This is a genomic window from Mannheimia indoligenes (genome assembly GCF_036880405.1).
In the GTDB taxonomy this organism is placed as follows: Bacteria; Pseudomonadota; Gammaproteobacteria; order Enterobacterales; family Pasteurellaceae; genus Mannheimia; species Mannheimia indoligenes.
Genome location: NZ_JBAJJM010000009.1, coordinates 14,328 through 35,531 on the forward strand (window position 1 = coordinate 14,328; position 21,204 = coordinate 35,531).

General features: G+C 36.8%; 23 protein-coding genes. 4 read left to right on the forward strand and 19 right to left on the reverse strand.

Annotated features, from left to right (window positions below; genetic code table 11):
- Positions 1 to 72: 72 nt before the first annotated feature.
- From V6W77_RS07320 to V6W77_RS07335, 4 genes are all read right to left on the reverse strand, one after another.
- Complete coding sequence (locus tag V6W77_RS07320) at positions 73 to 690, reverse strand: glutathione S-transferase family protein (protein ID WP_334254244.1); 618 nt, start codon at positions 688 to 690, stop codon at positions 73 to 75.
- Positions 691 to 762: 72 nt separating this feature from the next.
- Positions 763 to 1,887 carry an NADH-dependent flavin oxidoreductase gene (locus tag V6W77_RS07325; RefSeq protein ID WP_334254245.1) on the reverse strand — a complete coding sequence of 375 codons (1,125 nt, stop codon included), beginning with the start codon at positions 1,885 to 1,887 and terminating at the stop codon, positions 763 to 765.
- A gap of 65 nt (positions 1,888 to 1,952) precedes the next feature.
- Positions 1,953 to 2,627 carry a nitroreductase gene (locus V6W77_RS07330; RefSeq protein ID WP_334254246.1) on the reverse strand — a complete coding sequence of 225 codons (675 nt, stop codon included), beginning with the start codon at positions 2,625 to 2,627 and terminating at the stop codon, positions 1,953 to 1,955.
- Between the two features lie 20 nt (positions 2,628 to 2,647).
- Positions 2,648 to 3,079, reverse strand: coding sequence for an organic hydroperoxide resistance protein (locus V6W77_RS07335; RefSeq protein ID WP_112111241.1), 432 nt, complete (start codon positions 3,077 to 3,079; stop codon positions 2,648 to 2,650).
- A gap of 117 nt (positions 3,080 to 3,196) precedes the next feature.
- On the opposite strand from V6W77_RS07335, the gene V6W77_RS07340 reads away from it, so the two are divergent.
- Entirely contained in the window at positions 3,197 to 4,048 is an 852-nt protein-coding gene (locus tag V6W77_RS07340; protein ID WP_334254247.1) for an AraC family transcriptional regulator, read from the forward strand.
- A 70-nt stretch (positions 4,049 to 4,118) separates the two neighbouring features.
- On the opposite strand, the gene deoD is transcribed toward V6W77_RS07340, so the two are convergent.
- From deoD to V6W77_RS07355, 3 genes are all read right to left on the reverse strand, one after another.
- Entirely contained in the window at positions 4,119 to 4,838 is a 720-nt protein-coding gene (deoD, locus tag V6W77_RS07345; RefSeq protein WP_025235516.1) for a purine-nucleoside phosphorylase, read from the reverse strand.
- 25 nt (positions 4,839 to 4,863) lie between these two features.
- Positions 4,864 to 5,640: a deoxyribose-phosphate aldolase gene (gene deoC, locus V6W77_RS07350; protein ID WP_334236044.1), complete on the reverse strand. Its 777-nt coding sequence runs from the start codon at positions 5,638 to 5,640 to the stop codon at positions 4,864 to 4,866.
- A gap of 147 nt (positions 5,641 to 5,787) precedes the next feature.
- The gene (locus tag V6W77_RS07355; protein ID WP_334238806.1) at positions 5,788 to 7,050 is read right to left on the reverse strand and encodes a NupC/NupG family nucleoside CNT transporter; all 1,263 of its coding nucleotides are present in this window, start codon (positions 7,048 to 7,050) and stop codon (positions 5,788 to 5,790) included.
- A gap of 190 nt (positions 7,051 to 7,240) precedes the next feature.
- On the opposite strand from V6W77_RS07355, the gene msrA reads away from it, so the two are divergent.
- On the forward strand, positions 7,241 to 7,747 hold the full coding sequence (gene msrA / locus V6W77_RS07360) for a peptide-methionine (S)-S-oxide reductase MsrA (protein ID WP_025235513.1): 507 nt from the start codon (positions 7,241 to 7,243) through the stop codon (positions 7,745 to 7,747).
- A 32-nt stretch (positions 7,748 to 7,779) separates the two neighbouring features.
- On the opposite strand, the gene V6W77_RS07365 is transcribed toward msrA, so the two are convergent.
- Positions 7,780 to 9,078, reverse strand: coding sequence for a surface lipoprotein assembly modifier (locus V6W77_RS07365; protein WP_334254248.1), 1,299 nt, complete (start codon positions 9,076 to 9,078; stop codon positions 7,780 to 7,782).
- 59 nt (positions 9,079 to 9,137) lie between these two features.
- Complete coding sequence (locus tag V6W77_RS07370) at positions 9,138 to 9,743, reverse strand: factor H binding protein domain-containing protein (RefSeq protein ID WP_334254249.1); 606 nt, start codon at positions 9,741 to 9,743, stop codon at positions 9,138 to 9,140.
- Between the two features lie 149 nt (positions 9,744 to 9,892).
- Here V6W77_RS07370 and V6W77_RS07375 point away from each other — a divergent pair, with 149 nt between their 5' ends.
- The gene (locus V6W77_RS07375; protein ID WP_025235510.1) at positions 9,893 to 10,246 is read left to right on the forward strand and encodes a helix-turn-helix domain-containing protein; all 354 of its coding nucleotides are present in this window, start codon (positions 9,893 to 9,895) and stop codon (positions 10,244 to 10,246) included.
- A 7-nt stretch (positions 10,247 to 10,253) separates the two neighbouring features.
- Here V6W77_RS07375 and V6W77_RS07380 read toward each other — a convergent pair whose 3' ends face one another.
- The 10 genes from V6W77_RS07380 to V6W77_RS07425 are packed head-to-tail and all read right to left on the reverse strand — an operon-like array spanning position 10,254 to position 20,248.
- Positions 10,254 to 11,054, reverse strand: coding sequence for a glycosyltransferase family 2 protein (locus tag V6W77_RS07380; RefSeq protein WP_334254250.1), 801 nt, complete (start codon positions 11,052 to 11,054; stop codon positions 10,254 to 10,256).
- A complete protein-coding gene (locus tag V6W77_RS07385; RefSeq protein WP_334254251.1) occupies positions 11,054 to 11,938 on the reverse strand; it encodes a glycosyltransferase family 2 protein in 885 nt (294 codons plus the stop codon). The genes V6W77_RS07380 and V6W77_RS07385 overlap by 1 nt, the downstream gene beginning before the upstream one ends.
- Positions 11,931 to 13,118 (reverse strand): hypothetical protein, encoded by a 1,188-nt coding sequence (locus tag V6W77_RS07390; protein WP_334254252.1) that lies wholly within the window; start codon positions 13,116 to 13,118, stop codon positions 11,931 to 11,933. The genes V6W77_RS07385 and V6W77_RS07390 overlap by 8 nt, the downstream gene beginning before the upstream one ends.
- A 19-nt stretch (positions 13,119 to 13,137) precedes the next feature.
- Positions 13,138 to 13,911 carry a glycosyltransferase family 25 protein gene (locus V6W77_RS07395; RefSeq protein ID WP_334254253.1) on the reverse strand — a complete coding sequence of 258 codons (774 nt, stop codon included), beginning with the start codon at positions 13,909 to 13,911 and terminating at the stop codon, positions 13,138 to 13,140.
- 1 nt (position 13,912) lies between these two features.
- Positions 13,913 to 14,851 carry a glycosyltransferase family 52 gene (locus V6W77_RS07400; RefSeq protein ID WP_334235066.1) on the reverse strand — a complete coding sequence of 313 codons (939 nt, stop codon included), beginning with the start codon at positions 14,849 to 14,851 and terminating at the stop codon, positions 13,913 to 13,915.
- The gene (locus V6W77_RS07405) at positions 14,848 to 16,053 is read right to left on the reverse strand and encodes an oligosaccharide flippase family protein (protein ID WP_334235067.1); all 1,206 of its coding nucleotides are present in this window, start codon (positions 16,051 to 16,053) and stop codon (positions 14,848 to 14,850) included. The genes V6W77_RS07400 and V6W77_RS07405 overlap by 4 nt, the downstream gene beginning before the upstream one ends.
- 33 nt (positions 16,054 to 16,086) lie before the next feature.
- Entirely contained in the window at positions 16,087 to 17,247 is a 1,161-nt protein-coding gene (neuC, locus tag V6W77_RS07410) for a UDP-N-acetylglucosamine 2-epimerase (protein WP_334254254.1), read from the reverse strand.
- Positions 17,248 to 18,507, reverse strand: a complete 1,260-nt coding sequence (locus V6W77_RS07415) for a cytidylyltransferase domain-containing protein (protein ID WP_334254255.1) — start codon at positions 18,505 to 18,507, stop codon at positions 17,248 to 17,250.
- Between the two features lie 59 nt (positions 18,508 to 18,566).
- Positions 18,567 to 19,604 (reverse strand): N-acetylneuraminate synthase, encoded by a 1,038-nt coding sequence (gene neuB, locus V6W77_RS07420; protein ID WP_283387018.1) that lies wholly within the window; start codon positions 19,602 to 19,604, stop codon positions 18,567 to 18,569.
- Positions 19,604 to 20,248 (reverse strand): acetyltransferase, encoded by a 645-nt coding sequence (locus tag V6W77_RS07425; protein ID WP_334232048.1) that lies wholly within the window; start codon positions 20,246 to 20,248, stop codon positions 19,604 to 19,606. Before V6W77_RS07425 ends, neuB begins: the two co-directional genes overlap by 1 nt.
- Positions 20,249 to 20,390: 142 nt before the next feature.
- Here V6W77_RS07425 and V6W77_RS07430 point away from each other — a divergent pair, with 142 nt between their 5' ends.
- The gene (locus V6W77_RS07430; RefSeq protein WP_334254256.1) at positions 20,391 to 21,137 is read left to right on the forward strand and encodes a YdcF family protein; all 747 of its coding nucleotides are present in this window, start codon (positions 20,391 to 20,393) and stop codon (positions 21,135 to 21,137) included.
- The last annotated feature ends 67 nt before the right edge of the window (positions 21,138 to 21,204 follow it).

Below are 21,204 nucleotides of genomic sequence, written 5' to 3' on the forward strand. Positions count from 1 at the left end.
TTGACTTAATATTCAATATTGCGATAAAAAAATCCCTAACAAAGATTGTTAGGGATAATAAGACTAACTTAATTAAAATTTATCCAGTTCTAGCTTTAGGGCTTTTACATTCGCCTTTTGGTAAGCAGGATGATGTTCTACTTGCTTGAGATAACGAACGATATTTGGGTAATTTGCCATATCTACATACTTTCTACCCCATTGCAATGGAAAACAAAGCGAAAAATCCGCTCCCGTAAGCTCTTCACCTACAATCCATTTTTTACCGACCAAAGCTTGTTCTATATGATTAAAATAAAGTGGCGTTTGTGTTTTGGCATAATCACCGAAAGCACCAAGCTCAGAACGACTAGCAATCATACCAATAAGGTTAGCGGAGAAAAGAGAGGCTGAAATCGAAAGCCAATAATGATACATTGAGTAAGCATTCGTCTGACGCATTGGCTCTAACCGACCATTTCCATAACGGTCAATCAAATATTGAATAATCGCATTCCCCTCAGAAAGCACTAAATCGCCATCTTGCAATACAGGAGCCTTACCGAGTGGATGCTGTGCTTTCAATTCAGCCGGAGCAAAACCACTCTCTTCGCGATGATAAATTTTCAGTTCATAATCCAACCCTAATTCTTCCAATAACCACACAATCCGGTGCGAGCAAGAGTTGTTGAGATAATGTAAAATTATCATAGTTTGTTCCTTTTTAAATAAAAAGTACGGTCAATTCTTGCAAAGTTTTGCGAAAAATCGACCGCTTGTCAATTAGATATTCAAAGGGGTATGCTCTCGTCCTTTTACAGGAGGTAGCCAGTTTCCACCATCGCAGTTATATTGCCAGAGCAGATCCGGATAGCCGTAGTGGTCAGCACGTTCAGGGTCAAATTCGCTTTCAATCTCGCCATAGCGTTTTTCTTGCAATAGTGTAGCGATATTTGGGTTGAGCATCACCGCTTTCCCCAATGCCAAAAACTCGCAAAAACCGGTGGAAAATGCCTGTTCAATTGCTTCGCCCGTCAGCAAGTTACCTACCCCGATCAGCGGTAATTTTCCGCCAATGCGAGCGTGAATTTGCTCAATACGGGTTTTGCTTTCGTCTGCTCCACGGCGGGCTTTATTGTAGAAATCCCACAGCGAAACGTGCAGATATTGCAACGGTTTTTCGACCAACGCATCCAGCAAATCAAAGGTATCTGCCATCGTTAAACCGTTCTCGCCCGGCTCTTCCGGCGAAAAACGATAGCCGATAATAAAATCCGGCTTGGCGTGTTTTTCACGCACCGCAGTAACCGCATCCACAATCGCCAATGGAAAACGCAGACGGTTTTCAACGCTTCCGCCCCATTCATCAGTGCGTTGGTTAAACTCTCGTGAGAAAAACTGCTGAATTAAATAGCCGTTCGCCCCGTGAATTTCCACGCCGTCAAAGCCTGCACGGATTGCCAAATCGGTTGCATTGGCAAAGGCTTGAATTAAATCGTGAATTTCTTGTACAGTCGCTGAACGCGTGCCGGTTTCGGTGTGATCGCTTGCCGAGATTTTGTCGCTGCCGTTTAAATCTTTAATGGCGTGAATACCGCCGTGATGAATTTGTAACACCGCTTTCGCCCCCTGATTTTTCAGGATTTGAGCGGTTTCGGCAAGGCTGGCTAAATGGCTTTCGTCAATCGCCGCTGGTTGCCCGAAAAACGCTTTACCGCCGTCTGCAACCAGAGTCGCCGCCGTGATAAAAATACCCATATTTTCGGCACGGTTGCTGATAAATCGGCGTTCTTGTTCGCCCAACGTGCCGTCCGGGGTAGAACCTAAATGGGTCATCGGGGCAACCACAAGGCGGTTTTTGATTTCTACATTGTTATTAAACGTATAAGGGGTAAATAAATTTGTCATCGTTTTCTCCTAAAAAAGTACGGTTGATTTTTGCAAATTTTTGCAAGAAATCAACCGCTTGTTCATTACCAGTGCAATTTCGCACTTTCTTCCACAGGCACACGCCCCAGATGGTGTTTGTTTTGCATTGCGTCCCAATCAGGATAGCCAAATGAAATCGCGTGCAACAATTTGTAATCGCTTGAAATGCCTAGCTCTTCACGCACATCATCGGCAAACATCGCCAACGCTAATTGCGGAATACCACCAAAGCCACGAGCCGTTAAAGAAAGCAGGAAAGTTTGCGAATACATACCGACATCGCTGGCGATATTCACATCGTGTCCGTCAATCGCCGGCATAAACAAAAATGCCATATGTGGTGCACCGTAGCCGATGATGTTGTCATCATAAACCACTTGGCGACCTGCTTTATCTTCACGGGCAATGCCGTAGCTGGTGGTGAAAACGTGGGAATACTGATTACGCCAACGTGGTTCGTAGTCGCCTTTGTATTTACTTTGGTCAAATTCAAAATCAGCTTGGTTAATACCTTGAGCGAAAGTTACTTGGAAACGTTTTTTCAAGCGTTCTAAGGTTTCGCCGGAAGCAACGTGAACCAACCAAGGTTGGGTATTACACGCAGACGGGGCATTTTGTGCATCGGCAAGAATCTGTTTAATCTCTTGCTCCGTCATCGGGGTCTGTAAAAATTTACGGATTGATTGGCGTGTTTTAACTGTTGTTTCAAAATCTAACATAGCTGTTCCTCTTATCATTTTTATAAATCAAATGACTGAACAACATTAACGTGTAAACGCACATCAACATTGCCACGCGTTGCATTTGAATATGGGCAAACCTCGTGAGCTTTTTCAATCAAGGTTTTCGCCTCATCCAAACTTAATCCTTCAACAGTAATAGTAATATCTAAATCTAATGCAAACGCACCATTTGTTTTTTGACCAATACCGACTCCTACTGTTGTGCTGGATTTACTTGGTTTAATGCCTAAAGTTGGAGCAACGTGGTTCATTGCACTGTCAAAGCAGGCAGCATAACCCATTGCAAAAAGTTGCTCCGGGTTAGTACCAACCTTACCGCTTTCGTTTTGAAAACCGACTAGATCAAAACCGATTGAGCCGTCATCGACTTGAGTACGTCCATCACGACCGCCTGTTGCAGTGGCTGATGTATGGTAAAAAATTTTCATTGTATTATTTCCTTAAAAGTGATTGAAATGTAATGGCTGAATTATGCCTTATTTTTTACTTTTAAGAATGCTTGATTTTCTATAAAATTTGCCTAATTTTCTAAATATTGAAACATTATGCAAAATCGTGAAACTCTTCTACATTCCATTTTCCAACTTTCGCCTAAAAATGAAATTTGGCGAACGCCTATTCCAGGTTTAACCATTTATGCTGCCGATCGCTCAAGCGTTACAAAGGGTTATATTCAAGATCCGAGCTTATGTGTAGTAATGTTAGGCGAACGACAAATTTGCACCAATGGGCAATGCCAAGTCTTCGGGCACAATGAAATGATGTTTTGTCCCGTTAATTTACCTGTTACAACACTCAACATTAATGTGCCTGAAAATAGCGATTATCTTTCTCTTTCTTTGCGGATTGATTTTGATTTGGTTGCTCGCACAATGGCACAATTACCCGATGTTAAAATCAGCGGTGTTTCTGTCAATCAAACAAAATGGCAGTTAATTGAAGAGATTGATGACTGTCTGTTAAGGCTGCTTAATTTGCTTTATTTTCCAAAAAGGATAGATTTTATTGCACCATTGATTTTGCAAGAACTCTATTTTTATTTACTACAATCTCCGCAAGGCAATGCGTTACGTTCTTTAGTGGTTCAAGAGGGAAAAATCCATAAAATTGCGAAAGCAGCTCAATATTTAGAACAACATTATTTAGAAAACGTGAATATGGGCGAGTTAGCTAAAGAGGTGGGAATGAGTGTGGCTGGGTTTTACGCTCATTTTAAAAATATAACCTCAATGACCCCATTACAATATCAAAAATCACTACGACTTAATATGGCGAGGGAAAAATTACAAGCAGGAGTGAGTGTAAGCGAAGTGGCTTATGAAAGTGGTTATGAAAGCCCAAGCCAATTTAGCAGAGAATATAAAAGGCAGTTTGGTAGTAGCCCTAAAGGAAAATAACAAGCGGTCAAATTCTGCAAATTTTTTGCAAAATTTAACCGCTTGCCATAGTTAATTTAAAAACTGAGACTTATTGTTTGTCGCCAATCAGTACAGACTCTAACGCAATTTCAATCATTTCATTGAAAGTTAATTGACGCTCTTCCGAACTGGTTTGCTCGCCTGTACGAATATGGTCTGAAACGGTACAAATCGCTAATGCTTTCGCTCCATATTCCGCTGCTACCGCATAAATACCCGCAGCTTCCATTTCCACGCCTAAAATGCCGTATTTTTCCATCACATCAAACATTTCAACATCCGGGCTATAGAATAAGTCTGCTGAGAATAAATTCCCTACTCGAACATTCACGCCTTTTTGTTGTGCCGCTTGATATGCTGCTAATGTCATTTCAAAGTCTGAAATGGCGGCAAAATCATTATCACGGAAGCGAATACGATTGACTTTAGAATCGGTACAAGCACCTGAACCAATGATAACATCACGAATGCGAACATCGCTACGCACTGCACCACAAGAGCCGACACGAATAATTTTTTTCACACCATATTCCGTAATTAACTCTTTAGCATAAATCGAACAAGATGGAATACCCATACCGTGTCCCATCACAGAAATGCGACGACCTTTATAAGTACCGGTGTAACCTAACATATTGCGTACATTAGTTACTTCCTTAACATCTTCTAAAAAGGTTTCAGCAATATATTTTGCACGAAGCGGATCACCCGGCATTAATACAACGTCTGCAAAAGCACCTTCAGGTGCGTTAATGTGTGGAGTTGCCATTTTATTTTCCTCTTATGATGAATAATTAATAACCTTGAACAGCTTGTTGCTGCTCGCCTTTTAATGTTGCTAACAGATTACCTAATAGACTTGATGCACCAAAACGGAAATGTGAGCAATTAACCCAATCCGAGCCTAAAATGGAACGAGCTAAAGCTAGATATTCCGCTGCTTCTTCGCTGGTTTTTACCCCACCGGCGGCTTTAAAGCCAACGGTTTCCGCCACGCCTAAATCACGAATAGTTTCAAGCATAATACGAGCCGATTCAAGCGTTGCATTTACTGCCACTTTACCTGTGGAAGTTTTGATGAAATCTGCCCCGGCACGAATTGAAATTTCACTTGCTTTACGAATGAGTTCTTCTGATTTTAACTCGCCCGTTTCAATAATCACTTTAAGTAAAACATTCTTCTCTTGGCATACCGCTTTAGCCTGTTTAACTAATTCAAAACCAATCTGTTCATTACCTGCAATTAACGCTTTATAAGGGAATACTACATCAACCTCATCTGCTCCATAAGCCACCGCAGCTTTGGTTTCTGCAACCGCAATGTCAATATCATCATTGCCGTGTGGGAAGTTAGTAACAGTCGCAATTTTTACTTGCTCAATACCTTGTGCTTTCAAGGTTTTGCGTGCAATCGGTACAAAGCGAGGATAAACACATACTGCTGCCGGTGTACCAAAATCGGTTTTAGCCTGCTCACACAGTGCGATAACTTTTTCGTCTGTATCATTGTCATTTAATGTAGTGAGATCCATCAAAGAAAGTGCAATCTCAGCTGAATTTTTTAGACTCATACGATTCTCCTTTTTAATTAAATGAATGATTCAGTAAATTTTTATAAAAATCTGACCGCTTGTAAATAGACAAATTTCAAGCAACCGTTTACGTTAGATAAAAAAATATAAAACCACTATTTCTAGTGGTTTTATTCATTATTCAGATTATAAAACTGCACCGCCTAAGCCGATAAATAAGCCTGCAATAGTCGCACTCATTAAGTTCGCCAGTGAACCTGCAATTACGGCTTTAATACCAAGTCGTGCAATATCGCCACGGCGATTTGGAGCCATTGCACCAATACCACCGATTAAAATAGCAATAGAACTGAAGTTAGCGAAACCACAAAGTGCAAAAGTAATAATTGCGATGGTTTTATCGCTTAACTGAATGGCTGATTCAGGTGCTAAATATTTTGCAAACTCTAAGTAGCCTACAAATTCATTAACCGCTAATTTTAGACCAATCATCTGCCCTGCAATTTCAGCTTCTTCCCAAGGAACGCCAATTACCCAAGCAAGAGGTTTAAATATCCAGCCAAAAATTTGACCTAAGTTTAATGAGTCATAGCCGAACCAGCCACCAATACCACCTAAAATACCATTCACTAAGGCAATTAACGCTACGAAAGCAATCAACATCGCCCCTACGTTTAAGGCTAGTTGCATACCTGATGACGCACCTGAAGCAGCTGCATCAAGAATATTAGCTGGTTTTTCTAAATCAACTGCCTCTAACTCATCACGGAACGTTTCTGTTTGTGGCACCATAATTTTCGCAAATAATAAACCTGCCGGAGCTGCCATAAATGATGCTGCAATTAAGTAGGTTAATGGTACGCCCATTCCTGCATAACCTGCCATTACTGAACCGGCAATAGAAGCTAAACCACCCGACATAATCGCAAAGAGTTCAGATTCAGTCATTTTGCTGATAAAGGGTTTTACCACAAGTGGAGCTTCGGTTTGACCAACGAAAATATTCGCCGCTGCAGACATAGATTCAGCTTTAGATGTACCTAACGCTTTTTGTAATAAGCCACCTAAAATGCGGATTACCCATTGCATTACCCCGATGTAATAAAGCAATGAAATTAATGCCGAGAAGAAAATAATCACAGGAAGCACACGGAAAGCAAAGACAAAACCGCCACCGCCAAACACTTCAAACATTTTGTCGCTGACTAAGCCACCAAATAGGAATGAAATACCTTCATTACCATAAGAAATAACTTTAGAAACACCGCTTGCCATTGCATTTAATGCATCACGACCTGCCGGCACATAAAGCACCAATGCCGCAATTGCAATTTGCAACGCTAACGCACCTAATACCGTACGCACATTTATTGAACGTTTGTTGTTTGAAAATAAAAATGCGATGAATAGTAAAACAATAATGCCTAAAAGGCTGTTAAGAGTACCCATAGAACCTCTAATTATAAATTGATTAAAAAAGGTGGCGATACTATACCTATTTTTGCGTAAAAAATCTTGTAAAAAATGCAATTATCTATAATTGAAATCGGTAAAATATATATTATTGTGTTTTACAAGCGGTATAATTTTAGTTAATTTTTACTAATACTTTAAATTGAAGGATTATAGGAGAGAAAATATGCAAAACATTCGTGAAATCTATTTAGCGGGCGGCTGCTTCTGGGGCGTAGAGTCTTTTATGCAACGAATTAAAGGCGTGGTAAAAGCTCAATCAGGTTATGCTAACGGTAATACAGACAACCCTACTTACCAAGATGTGTGTGCAGGCAGCGGACACGCTGAGGTAGTAAAAGTAACTTATGATGCTGACCAAATCAGCTTAGCAAAATTATTGGATTACTTCTTTAAAGTGATTGACCCGGTGAGCATTAACCAACAAGGTGGCGACATCGGTATCCAATACCGTACAGGCATTTATCATACCGATCCGCAAGATCTGCCTGTGATTAACCAAGCCTTAAGCGAGCTACAAACTCAATTCGATAAACCGTTAGCGGTAGAAAATCAAATGTTAGAACAATATTTCCCTGCCGAAGAATATCATCAAGAATACTTGGTTAAAAACCCAACGGGTTATTGTCATATTGATATTCAGTTGATGAATGAGATTTTGAAGAATCAGTAACATCACTAAACATTAGGGGTTTCACCCCTAATTTAAAAGCTCTTTTCAAATAATACTGTAATTTGCTTATCTGTATAAGAATAGAGGCTTGCTAAATTACTTTGTTGCTTTTTCCATACAATATTCAGTTTAGGCGTAATGCCCCATAAATACCAATCTCGTTTCCAAAATTTAGCATTCACACTATAGATTTTATCTTGTCTGATTTTATTGAGAGGAATAATCCCTACGAGTATCGCCTCATCGTGAAATTTTCGGTGGGTAAATGAAAAACTCAACTGACTAGAAATTCCCCATTGATATTCTTGTAACCAGCCTAAGCGAATATTTTTGCTTGTTGAGCCATACTGTTTTTCTCGCGTATTTTCTTTTGATATTGTCCCCCCAACATAAAATAATTGTTTAGGATTAGGCAACCAAAGTAAAGTATTGGAGAAAGCTTTTATATTACCGGCTTGCAAATTTTCATCAAAAAACGACCGCTTTTCAAATGATAAAACCGTCTGATTTTTCCATTGATTAGAGATAGCAAAATCATAACTAAATTGAAGCCCATTAGACCAATGAAAAGACCTATTACCAAACCAACGTTTATCATAAAAAGGCTGAATACGTAGTGTTTTATCTGATTTTTTATAGGCATAACCTAGCAGAAGGCGATTAGATACATCATCAAAACGGTGATTATCCCAGTAAATTTTGCCAGTTGCTTCATTTCGAAAGCTCAAATAGTGAGAATTAAATAAATTAAAATCTTTTGCTACATCCACATTAAAAACAAAGCCATTAGCTTTCTGTGGTAACATCGTTTCGTTTTTAATAAAACCCGTATTTTCAATCTGTGGCTGGTGAGATACATTCGCTACATTATCCGTTTTAAGATAAGAAAAATTCAGGTCAAATTGCCATTCATTACGTTGATTTATCGCCTCTAAATAAGCCTCAATTTTTTGGTAAGCTACTCCGGGCAAATCAGGAACACTCTTTACTTTATCAAATTGCAACTTAGCTTCGTTATCTTGCTTATCTGCAAATAAGGCAACCGCAAGCTCCATACGCATTGAATTTAATTCCGGCTTTTGACTAATGATATTCCTATAAATAGAAATTGCTGTTTGGTAATCTTGTTGAATAAAGGCAGACTTCGCTTTTGCATAAGCGATTACAGTAGGATCTGCATTTTCTTGTTGTTTATAATCTTTCAGTAGAATTTGGATCTTTTTAAATTCTTGTTGGTAAATCGCTTGTTTTAGCTGTTCTTCAAGTTTGAAATGATTTGCTAATACCATTTGAATACTGAAAAAGGCAAGCAATGAAATACAAAATCGCATAATTGAGTGAGAATAATAAAAGAAAGAAGTCAGGTATCTCTACCTGACTATAAATAGAATTAATAGCGAATACCGCCGAAAGAAGTATCATAAGAAGGAGCTTTAGGAAATTTCACTAAGCCCGCTGCTTCTTTCGCCCCTTGACCAAATAACGCCCCTTCATAAGTGCCCTTCTCTAAAAGCGTACTTGCCTCGCCATTGAATTTTGAACCATTTAATGATGTTTCGTGCAAGGTAATATCTTGAACTCTACCATCATTTAACAGTGAGTATTCAATTTTTCCATCTACAGTTTTACGGTCAAAATCCACATTCAACGTAGTTTTACCACCTTTAGATACCTCGCCAGTTGCACCACTTAACCAATAAGAATCACCGAAATAAGTTGCTGTTCCAGACGGAAGTTGAGTAGCTTCTGTACCTTGATAACGTAATTCTCTTACCGTTTTCGCATCATTGATCCAAACCCCATAGAATGAGTCATTTTGGTTTTTACCATAGAATTCACCTCCAACGGTTTTACCTGCTACATCACCTTTTGGACTATTGGTTAAATCAACCTTAGTACCATCTGGGGTTTCAGCTTTTCCGCTACCACCGCCACCACCACAAGCGGTTAATAAAACAGATAAAGTTGCAACTGAACAAAAAAGTAGTTTTTTCATAGTAACCTCTAATTTAAATAAGTAAAAAATACATTAAATACTCAATAGATAAGTATTTAAGCAAATTATTACTTATTTATTACTCTGTTTTCAAGTGAAAAAATCACGAAAATATCAATAAATGAGTAATTTTAGGTAAAGAGTGAAAAATGGCACAGTTGCTTGCGGTAGAAGTAGATAAGTTAATTGGGAAACGAGTTCAAGAAAAGCGTAAAGAATTAGGTTATTCCGCTGAAAAATTAGCCGAATATATCGGCTTATCTCAACAGCAACTTTCACGCTATGAGCGGGGTGCAAGTAAAATAAATGTAGCACATTTAATTGATATTGCCATTTTCCTTAAAACACCGATTAGTTGGTTTTTCCAAGACTGTATGCCGAAAGATGCTCTTTTAGATGAGGTAAAACTCAGCGAGTTAGATAAGAAATGGGAACAGCTTCCTTTAATGCAAAAGGAAGCTGTGATGATTTTTTTAGATAATATAGCCAGCTATTATAAATAGAACAAATTCACTTTCTCAACAATCCATAAACGGCTTTAAGCATAGAAAGCGGCAATAAACGTGGAATTGCTCGCATTAAGAAAATACCAAACCCTGAAATTGGGTCGTGGATTTGGCAACGATTTTTCAATTTATATAAACGCCATTCTGCTTCCGCCTGAGCTTTGCCACGGCGTCTACCGACCATTCCGTTGCCTACTCTCGCATACACTAACAAATCAGGTAAATTCGCCACTTGTTTAAATTGAGCGATGAGTTTGATCCACAAATAGTAATCTTCTTGTAGATCTTGATATCCCCCCACTTCTAATACTTTCGATTTTTGATATGCCACCGTCATATGGTTAAACGGACAACGCTTACGGGTAAATTTAATAATTTCTTCTGCTGTGGTCGGCACATTACGATAAGCCACAATATCGTTAATATCTTGTCCAAATTCGGCAATTTGCCCGCCAAAAATGACGACTTCAGGATTTTTCTCAATAAATGCCACTTGCTTTGCAAAACGATCTGGCAAGCAAATATCATCGGTATCCATTCTGAAAACCCACTCATTTGCACAATGGTTCAAACCATCATTTAAAGTTTTACCCAAGCCACGATTTTGAGGGAATTTCACCGCTTTTATCGGTAAAATTGCACTATATTCTTCTACAATCGCTTCTAATTCAGACGTAACAGCCCCATCAAAACAGATGACGATTTCATCTGCTTGATGAGTTTGAGCTTTCAGGCTGTCAAAACATTCTCTTAAATATTGCGGCTGTTCTTTAATGTATAACGACATTAAAACGGAAAATTTCATTAAATAAACCTTTTTAAATTAATCGCCAATTTCGGCGAAATAAGAATTACAAGGGAAATAATCAGCGATTTAATATTTTTCGTCTGTTTAAACATTTCAAAATAATAACCTGCTGCCTTGCGAGATAAATTCATAATATGCGGATAACTTAAAATATAAAGTGAATTTAATTTAAAATTTTCCGCCTGTTCAGGCGTTTGAATATAGGTTTGTTTTATATACTCAATCGCTTTTTCGGTATTTGTGGTATCCGTTGAAACGCTAGAACGCTTGGTGTGGAAGGTGCAATAAGTTAATGCCTTATCCACATAAAGTGGCTCAAAAGTCGGCTCTTCCAATAATTTCAACAAGAAATCGTAATCTTCCAGTGATCGCAAGCGGTCAGATAATCCGCCAATTTTGCAAAAGAGTTCTTTTTTCAAGCCAATCATCGGCATACCACCAATTTTATTTGCTTTCAGAATATTCTCTTTCGTCAGTTCACTTTTATGCTTAAAGGGTGAAGTTACATAAGTAAAGCCTTCGTTTACCATTTCACATTTTGCAGGGTGGTAAATAAAATTCGCAGCTGGATTTTGACTAATTTCTTGCGTCAATCGTTCGCATTTTTCAGACATAAAGCGATCGTCATCGTCTAAAAACAGCAACCATTCTCGGCTTGCGTGATTTGCCCCCACATTACGGCTTTGTGCTGCTCCCACATTTGGGTTATTACGAATAACCTTTACCTCAAAAGGATACTCTTCATTGACGCTAACAGGGGTTTTGGAGCAATCATCAACAATCACGACTTCAAAATTATAAAGCGTTTGTTGCTTTAAACTTTCCAGCAATGCCTTAATTTCTTCATTACGATTATAAGAAGGCACAATAATACTAAACATTTTTTGCCTCTTTGTTGTTGCAAAATAATATTAAATTTCGACCGCTTGTACCGAATAAGGATAAAAACATTAATAAGACAAACATAATCCCCGGATAAGCGAAGGTATCGGCTTTAATATTTAAAATAGCAAGCATACCAATAGTCGATAAAGTAAAAATCCAGCTTCCTCCAAACCAATTTATTGCTACTTTCCGCACAAAATAAGCAGTAAATGCAAAACAAACTAACATATAACTCAAACCACCGTATAACACTTGGCGAATATAGCCTGAGTCTGAACCGCCATAATAACCGCCTGTTTCGGTATAATATAAACCATCACCGGAAATAAATTGGCTAAGGGTTGGAATAAATAAGTGGTTTTTCACTAAATTATCGGTGGAAGAACTCACCTTACCTGTGCCGGATAATAAATTAATTACAGGCTCTAGTGCGTGTTCCACATAACGATTTTCAGGGAAAACAATAGCTAAAAATAGAATTAATATCGTAAAGGCTATTAATGGCAATAAGTATTTCCATTTAAAATAAAGAGCAATACTAATTATCGATATTAATAAAAATGTTCTCCCTGAAATTAGCCCAACACATAAAATTAAAAATAAAAACCACTCATTTATTGAATCCGTTTTTTTATTATAAGCTAATAAAAAATGCAGTAACATTAAGTAGAAAATACTTAATTGGAAAAAAGCAGATGAGGTAATATTATAAAGTCTGTATTCCTGCTCAGAACCAAAAAAACGCGGCATCATTGCGTTACTGGACAATAGAAAATCCACCATAAATGGTATACCTAATAATGCAGCCACACCACAAATCCATTGAATACCAATGCCGATTTTGAGATCACGAACAAATAAAGATTTACCATTTTCCGTTCGATAAAAAATATTATAAACTGCAATACCAAAAATAAATAAAATTAACATTTTGACATACATTGCCAATACGCCAATTTCTTTCGTACCGTTAATGAGAAGCGGAATAACACTAAAGCCAATCAATGCAAAAATTGCAATCAAACTGTCTTTCGGAATAATAATTCCGTTGGATTTTCCTTTAACAACTTGGAAAGCTAAATAACCACAAGCCAATAATCCTACCACAAATGCCATTCGCAAAAAGTGGAAGAACCAAGGATCGTAAATATAAAATAAATTAAACAGTGCTGACATTACAAACCTATTACAAATTTTAAGAAAGATTACGTTTGATCGCTAATATTTTTTTAAATGGATATTTAACCAGCTTTTTGAATAAGTTATTATTAAGTGAACCACGTAAATCTTCTAAATTACTGATTAATACAGGGTTTTCAATCGCCATTAATGGGCGAACAATTAACACATCTAATTTGAATTCATTACCAAATAAAATAAAATCATCAGCAAGCCAGTAAGGGCGAGTTGTTGAGCATTGTGCTAAAAACTTGCAAGCGGTCGATTTTTTAATTAAATATGCAACTGTGCCGGCAAAATAATTACGATAAGAATAAGCATATTTATATTGGCTATCGCCAATCTGTTTTTGTAAAAAACCAAAAGTAGTTGGATAATTAATTTCTAATTCCACGTCATCAAAAGTTGGGATTTTGGATTGTCCGACTAGAATAATATCTGCTGTCAAATTTTGTACTAATAAAGCCTCAATATGTTTTTGGAAATCTTGAGCAAATAACGCATCATCTTCACAGACAAGGCAGTAATCATTATTTTCAATAGTATTATCTTCTGCTATTTTTTGATAAACCGCCAAATGGCTTAACGTACAGCCAACTTCGCCTTTCGTGGTTTTTCGCCCATAATGCTGCTCGAATTTAGCTAAATCAAAATGCGTATTCAAAGCGTCCCAATCTCTACTCATTGTATTAATGGCATTAAAAATTTCAAAATCAAGCGTATTGGGTTGAGAAAAGAAAAGCTCGCGTCTTTTCACATCTTTTTCTAATGAAATTAAATATTTTTTCATTTTATTCTCGAATATCAATTATTTTAATGCCTAATTTTTCAAAAAGCTCATAAGTTTCAATATAGGCTGGATTATCTACCTCTACCCTTAAAGCAACAACTTCAATATTTGGACTTTTATTCAAAATATTAATTACGGCACTGCTAAAGTAGGTATAAACTCGGCATTTTTTATGGCTAAACTCTTGAAAGATATAATCTTCTAAAATCAAATTGGTATCAATATATTCCACATTACTGAGTTTATATTTTTCTCTTGGGTGTGGTAAGTAGAGATCAACATCAAATGCTTTAATTACCTTCTCTGCTAACGCAATATTTTTCTCATCTTCTCGTTCAAAAATTGGCTGACCGAGTAGAATATTAAAAACCTTAGAAGTTTCTAATTCTGATCCGGATAATTCATTCTTATTAATAAGATCCACATAAACCGTATTTTTAATAATATTTGGGAAACCTTGATAAATCGTATAATGCGTTTTAGATAAATTTTTCAGTTTTTCCAAACTGTATTTATTGCCTAAAAACATATTAATTAATTTACGATTTAGTCCTATATTTTCTTCTTTATAGAAAATACTACTTGGAACAACATTTGCTGCACCATCATCAAAGGTATTCAGTACATTAAATTTAATCGCACTGAGTAGAAACTGAATTTCTAATTCATTAATATTTGCGAGAAATACTTTATTAAATTGTTTACCACCAAAGGTTGATTTTAAATAGAGAATTTCTTTAAGTAATTGAATTCGTTCACTATGTTGCTGCATTGCAAAAAATTGCTGGCATTTTTTCCTTAAACGAGCTTGGTAGAAATCAAATTTCGCATTTTTGACGGTTGAGAGCATTACCCCAAAAAATGCCTCATTTGGGTGCATTTCAATAATTTTCTCTGCAATCAGCACTTGCAAAGGAGTGCAACAAATAATTAAATTCATACGGTTTTTCCTACCCTTGCCGTCATTACATAAAGAATTGGAATAATTACAATTGCTCCAATAATAGCGGCAAAAGGAATATATTCTATTTGAGTAAAAGTTAAAGCGAATAATGCCACCAAATAGAAAATGGTCGATAAAATAGAACAAAGTGAAATCAGTTTATTTTTGCCATAAAAAAACAAATAATTCACTAAAATTAGATAAGGCACAACGAGCATTGTCGCAATTAAAAATAGGATTATATAATATTTTGTGCCTACAAATTGGTTACCTAAAATCCAAACCACTACTTCTTCAGGAATAAACCACATCACGAGTGCCGGAATTGGTACTGTAAATAAGGCATAAAACGCCCATTTGTGGATATGGCTCACATTAATTTTTTTCTGTTTTAGTGCTTCATAAAAATAAGGAAGTGTCGCTTTATTTAAGGCTTGAATAACAATGGCTAAAATAAATGCAATTTGTGCCCCCATTGCATACAAGCCTAAATCAGCTTCACTAAATTTATGGAAAATAAAAATACGGTCTAACTGCCCTTTTAAGAAAATACTGGAATGGTGCAAAATCAACGGTAAACCAAAACCCATCAAATAAAAGAATGCGATCTTATAATGAGCAATACTAAATTTTTTCATTTTGCTTTTTTTCGCATAAAGCAGATAAGCGATGAAAAACACTAACGCATTACTGATTAAAATCGCTAAAATCCGTTTTTCAACTAAATCCGTTTCAAAATATTCCATCATTGCAACGGTAATAACTGCCGAAAAGATAGCTGACATTAGCTGAATAACCGTATAAGAAACCGCCTGTTTTTGGCATTGCCTAACACTTAATTGCACATTCAAAAAGGATTGGAACATTGCCCCAATCGCCACATAAGCAATAATTTCTGACTTGAAATACCAACAACCCAATAGAATAAGCGAGCTTGCCAAAAGAGTATATAAATAGCCTGTCGTCAGCACTAAATTGAGCGAACGTTTACCGTAGAAATAAAAATAACGAGCTACAGCCCCATCTTGGCTAAGCCCGATAAAAATGACAAACAAGGCAGAGAAAGTTTGGTAATAGGAAAGCTCGCCATAGCCTTCTACCCCCAATTTTCGAGAGAAGTAAGGTAAGAGCAAGAAAGGAATTGACTTAGAAGCCAATTCCCCGATTAAGTAAATAACGCTGTCTTTAATTGCTTTCATAATTGCAAAATTTTGTCCATTTTCGACCGCTTGTTAAAAGCTCACATCATAAAATCCTTTCGGCTGACTGTTTTTGCTATCGGCTAAGAATTTTTTGATTGCATTGTAAGCCTTTTCCATTGCGTTGTCTTGAAAATATGGATTTTTCATTTCAGGCAATCTGTCTTGGAACTCGGCAGAAATCAATTTACTAATGCCTTCAATGATGGATTTTTCATTGCTTTCTACATCAATTACCGTTTCTCCACGCACTCTTCCTTGCTGACGATTGCCGATATTAATCGTTCCAACCCCACAGCTTGGTGCTTCAATTAAGCCTGATGAACTGTTACCAATTAAACCTTGAGAATATTTAATCAATGCCAAATATTCTTCCGGCTTCACGGAAGTGAAAAACTTAAACTGATTTTCATCAGTATAGGCTTTAAAGCAGGCGTAAATTTGCTCAGAATTAGTATCCGAATTTGAGCCGATAAACACAAATTGGTATTTATTTTTAAATTGCTCAAAAGCATTTAGCAACGCATCAATTTGATCTAATACCGACACATCTGTCAATGTTTCAGGGTGGAAAACCACTAAGAAATACGGTGTATTTGGAACACCTAATTGCTCTACCAACTCCGCTTTGGTTGGTAATACTAAATCTAAACTATTTTCTGCCCCAAGCGAGCCTGTATTGACCACATTTTCAGGCAATTCTCCCATTTGGATAACACGCTGTCTATATTCTTCCGTTGAAGTTAAATGTAGTTTAGACATTTTAGTAATGCAATGGCGAATAAATTCATCGTAATTACCTAAGGTTTGCTCACCACCGTGTAAATGAATGAGCGGAAGATTGTGCATTGCAGCCGCCGTTGCTACCGCTAACATTTCATAACGATCACCCAATACAATAACTGCATCATATTTATGTTGCTGGAAATGCTGACCAAATCGGTCTAAACATTCCGCCATAGAATGAATAATGGTTTGGTTATTTTCGCTATTTAAGGTAAGTGGTATACGAGCGGTAATGTCAAAACTATCTTGCTCAATCACAGTTACTGTGTTGCCATATTGCGGATCAAGGTGCATAGCGGTTACAACAAGTGAGAAATTAATCTCCGGATCTTGTTCTAATTTCTTTAATAAACGCTTAACAATGCCATATTCAGCACGCGATCCTGTAATATATGCGATATTTTTCATTTACTTTAATTCTTCTTCCAAAATAGCGGTTAATTTTTCGTAACCTTTTGCATTTAAATGTAAGCCGTCATTACTATAATTTAAATCTAACTTACCGTATTTATCACTAAAGGCTTTATCCAACGCAATCCATTTTACTGATAAATTATCTTTCAAATATTGATTTAACAAACGGATATCATCATTATTGCGATCTATTCTAAATGCGGTCGGCGTAATTTCTAAGAATGAAATCTCAATATCTGCACGGATTGCTTTTAATTGGCTAATTAAATGATTAATATCCATTAGGACTTGCTCATCACTCCATCCTTTATACACAATATCATTTGTACCAAGCATCAATACGACTTCTTTTGGTAACTCTGAAATGAGTCCTTTGTCTAAAATCAGTTCACTATATTGTTTAGTAGAGATACCTGCAATACCTAAATTATTAACTGATTTTCCATTTAAAGATTCAATATTCCAATAATCTAAAATAGAATGCCCAATTAAAGTAATCTCTTTAACTTCTTTAAAATTCTCTTTTTTCATTAAAATAGAACGCTTAATGGTTTCGAGTAAGATTTTTTCTTTATTACGTTGTTGTAGAATAAAGTAGAAGTACTCAAAATCTTGACGGTCATCAATATCAATAGAAACATCTCTATCCATAAAATACGCCAAGCATTTCGCCCCATAAAAATGTTTTTGCTCAAGGTAAGCGGTCGGTTTTGCTGAAAAAATTGCACCGTTTGGTGAATATTCCGGGAGATAGAGCTGACGGGCATAGTTAGAATAATCTAGCTGGAAATGTTTTAAACTTTCATCTTCTTCAATCACACGAGTAAGTGTGGTTGGCTTATGAGCGTCAGATACCGACACGATGAAATCAAACTTATCAAAGTTACGCTCAAACTTCTCGCAACACTCTTGAATATGCTGTGCAGTTCTTAATGGCGATGTTGGCTGAAGTAACATAAAATAGTCAAAATCAACGTGTTTATATTGATTTAATACATCTTCAATCACCACAAAAGAACTGGCTTTATCACTGGCTAAATGCTCGGCACGTTTGATAAATTCAATCGGATAATGGGAAAGTAAGTCAATATATTCTTGTGAATCGGTGCTGACAATAATTTTGTCAAACTGCTTAGACTCAATCGCTGCCTCAATAGAATACGCCATTAGAGGTTTACCGTCTGCCAAGAGTACATTTTTATTTGGTAAGCCTTTTGAACCCGCACGAGCTGTAATAATTGCAATTTTTTTCATAAATCTGACCGCTTGTTATCTAAAAAATGATGGAACTTTCGCCTCATCACTATATGACATTACATCTGATTTGCAAAACGAGAATCTTGAATAAGTTGATCTTCTTCAAAATCTTGTTGAGCTTCTTTTCCTAATACATCATACCAGAACATTGGACTAATGCCATTGCCCGGACGTTTGGTTGTAATATTTTCAGTAGTAAAAATTTCACCTTTTTTAATTGGACGTGCTGCAATAATGGATTTTCTTGCCACAATTTTATTTTTTGCTTCAGAGTTCGTTACTAGCTTTTCAGAAGAACCTAATGATTTTTCTACCGCACGAATGCCTTCGCAGAGTAATTTCAATTCATCCGGAGTAACTGAGGCTTTATGGTCAGGACCTTCAAAATTTTTATCTAACGTGAAGTGTTTTTCAATAAAAGTAATGCCATAAGGCACTGCCGCCAAGCCTGCGAAATAACCAGCTGAGTGGTCGGAAAAGCCTAAGCTATATTCGCCAAATTCTTGTTTAAGCTGGTGGAAAGCATTTAAATTTACATCTTCATAAGGCGTCGGATATTCGGTATTACAATGTAAAATCGTAATATCTTTTTTCGCCATACCATTATCTTCTAACACTTTTAATGAGGCTTTGGTTTCTTCAATCGTCGCCATTCCCGTTGAAATCACAATGGTTTTGCCTTCAATCGGAAGTCGTGCAATTTTTTCTAAATAAGGTAAATTGGTTAGTTCACCTGATGGAATTTTCCATACTTTTTGTTGCTGACTTGCTAAGAAATCAATCGATTCAAAATCAAACGGAGTAGAGAACACCTCTAAACCAAGTGAACGAGCGTACGCCTCTAATTTTACAAATTCATCATAAGGCAACTCTAATTTGCGGGTCATCTCCAGCTGAGAATCTGCCGTACCTGTGGTTACTTTTTGATATTCAGCTTTAGGGGCATATTTAGAAATCAGCTTATCTGCTTTGAAGGTTTGGAATTTAACCGCATCAACACCGCATTCTTTTGCTACATCTACCATTTTTTTCGCTAAAGCAGGGTCGCCATTATGGTTACAACCAATTTCTGCCACAATAAATACATTTGCCATTATTTTATATCCTTAATATATTTTGCCGGAACGCCTGCTACAACAGTGCGAGGCTCTACATTTCTAATTACCACTGCACCGGAACCAACCAATGCATTTTTACCTATTCTTAATTGACCGTTGATCACAGATGAACTGCCCACGAATGCATAATCTTCGACAATCACATCGCCATTTAGTGTCGTGTTTGTAGAAATATTGCAGTGATTGCCGATAAAACAACCGTGTTCAATCAATGATTTCGTGTTAATAATCACATTATCGCCCACACTAACACCACTATTTACAATCGCCATTTTGCCAACAAATACGCCAATGCCTAGTGTAGAATGTTTAGAAACTACTGCGGTTTTATCAACCACATTAATAATTTTACAGCCAAATTGCTGTAGCTTAAAAAATTTCTCTAAACGGCGAGTATTATCACCGATACTAATAAAATAACTATAGCTTGCCCGATTTTTAAAATCTTGCACCGTTGATGCCAGTACAGGATAACCTAAATGACTACTTCCTTCAGGTTTAAAATTATCAATAAAGCCACAGAATTCATATTTCTCAAAATCGAGTGAATCCAATACAGATTTTGCATAACCACCTGCACCGATTAGAATCAATTTTTCTTTCGTAGATCGTTGTTGCATATTACTTCCCCTCTGCCTTATGCATCAGAAGATTTCTCCAAATGGAGCATTCTAATACTTTTCCATAAGGAAAAATAGACAATTCGTTGATAATCTAGGAAAATAAACACTTATTTACTCATCTTTACGATAAATCAATTTTATGTTTGAACTGATTAAATTCATTACGGCAATGGTCCTACCGCCATTTAACATTATCCTGTTATGGTTGTTAGCATTAATTCTATTTTCAGTAGGCTATAAATATTCAGCTTACTTTTTTGCCCTGCTTGGCATTGCAATTTTATATATTTTCAGTATTCCTTACACCTCACAAAAGCTGGGTGATTCCTTAGTAGATAGTGGAGAAATGACTATCGAAAAATACAAAAACGCCCAAGCGATCGTGGTATTAGGCGGTGGATTACGAGACAGCCAAGAATTATTCGGAAAATTAGCGATTACAGGCATTCCACTGGAAAGAATGCGTTATGCCGCTTATTTACATAAAGAAACAGGCTTACCGATTTTAGCCACAGGCAGTAGCCCAAATGGCACATCTGAAGCAAAAGTAATGGCGGATGAATTTAAAACATTCTTTAACATTGAAACTAAGTGGCTAGAAAACAAAGCCAAAACCACCAAAGAAAATGCGATTTTCAGCCGTGAAATTTTAGAAAAAGAGAACATCAATAAAATTATTTTAGTAACCAACCAATGGCATATGAAACGAGCAGAAATGCTCTTTACCCAACAAGGTTTTGAAGTGCTTACTGCAAGTGTTGGCTCAGGAGATACCCCTGATCACTACAAGCTCAACTTTATGCACTTTGTTCCACAAGCCGGAGCAATGAACAGTAATATGCTTGCACTAAAAGAGTGGATTGGGTATTGGAAGGAAAGTAGATAACAAATAAGGCAGGTTAAACCTGCCTTATTCATTTGCAAAAAATCACACAAAATCAACCGCTTGTTCT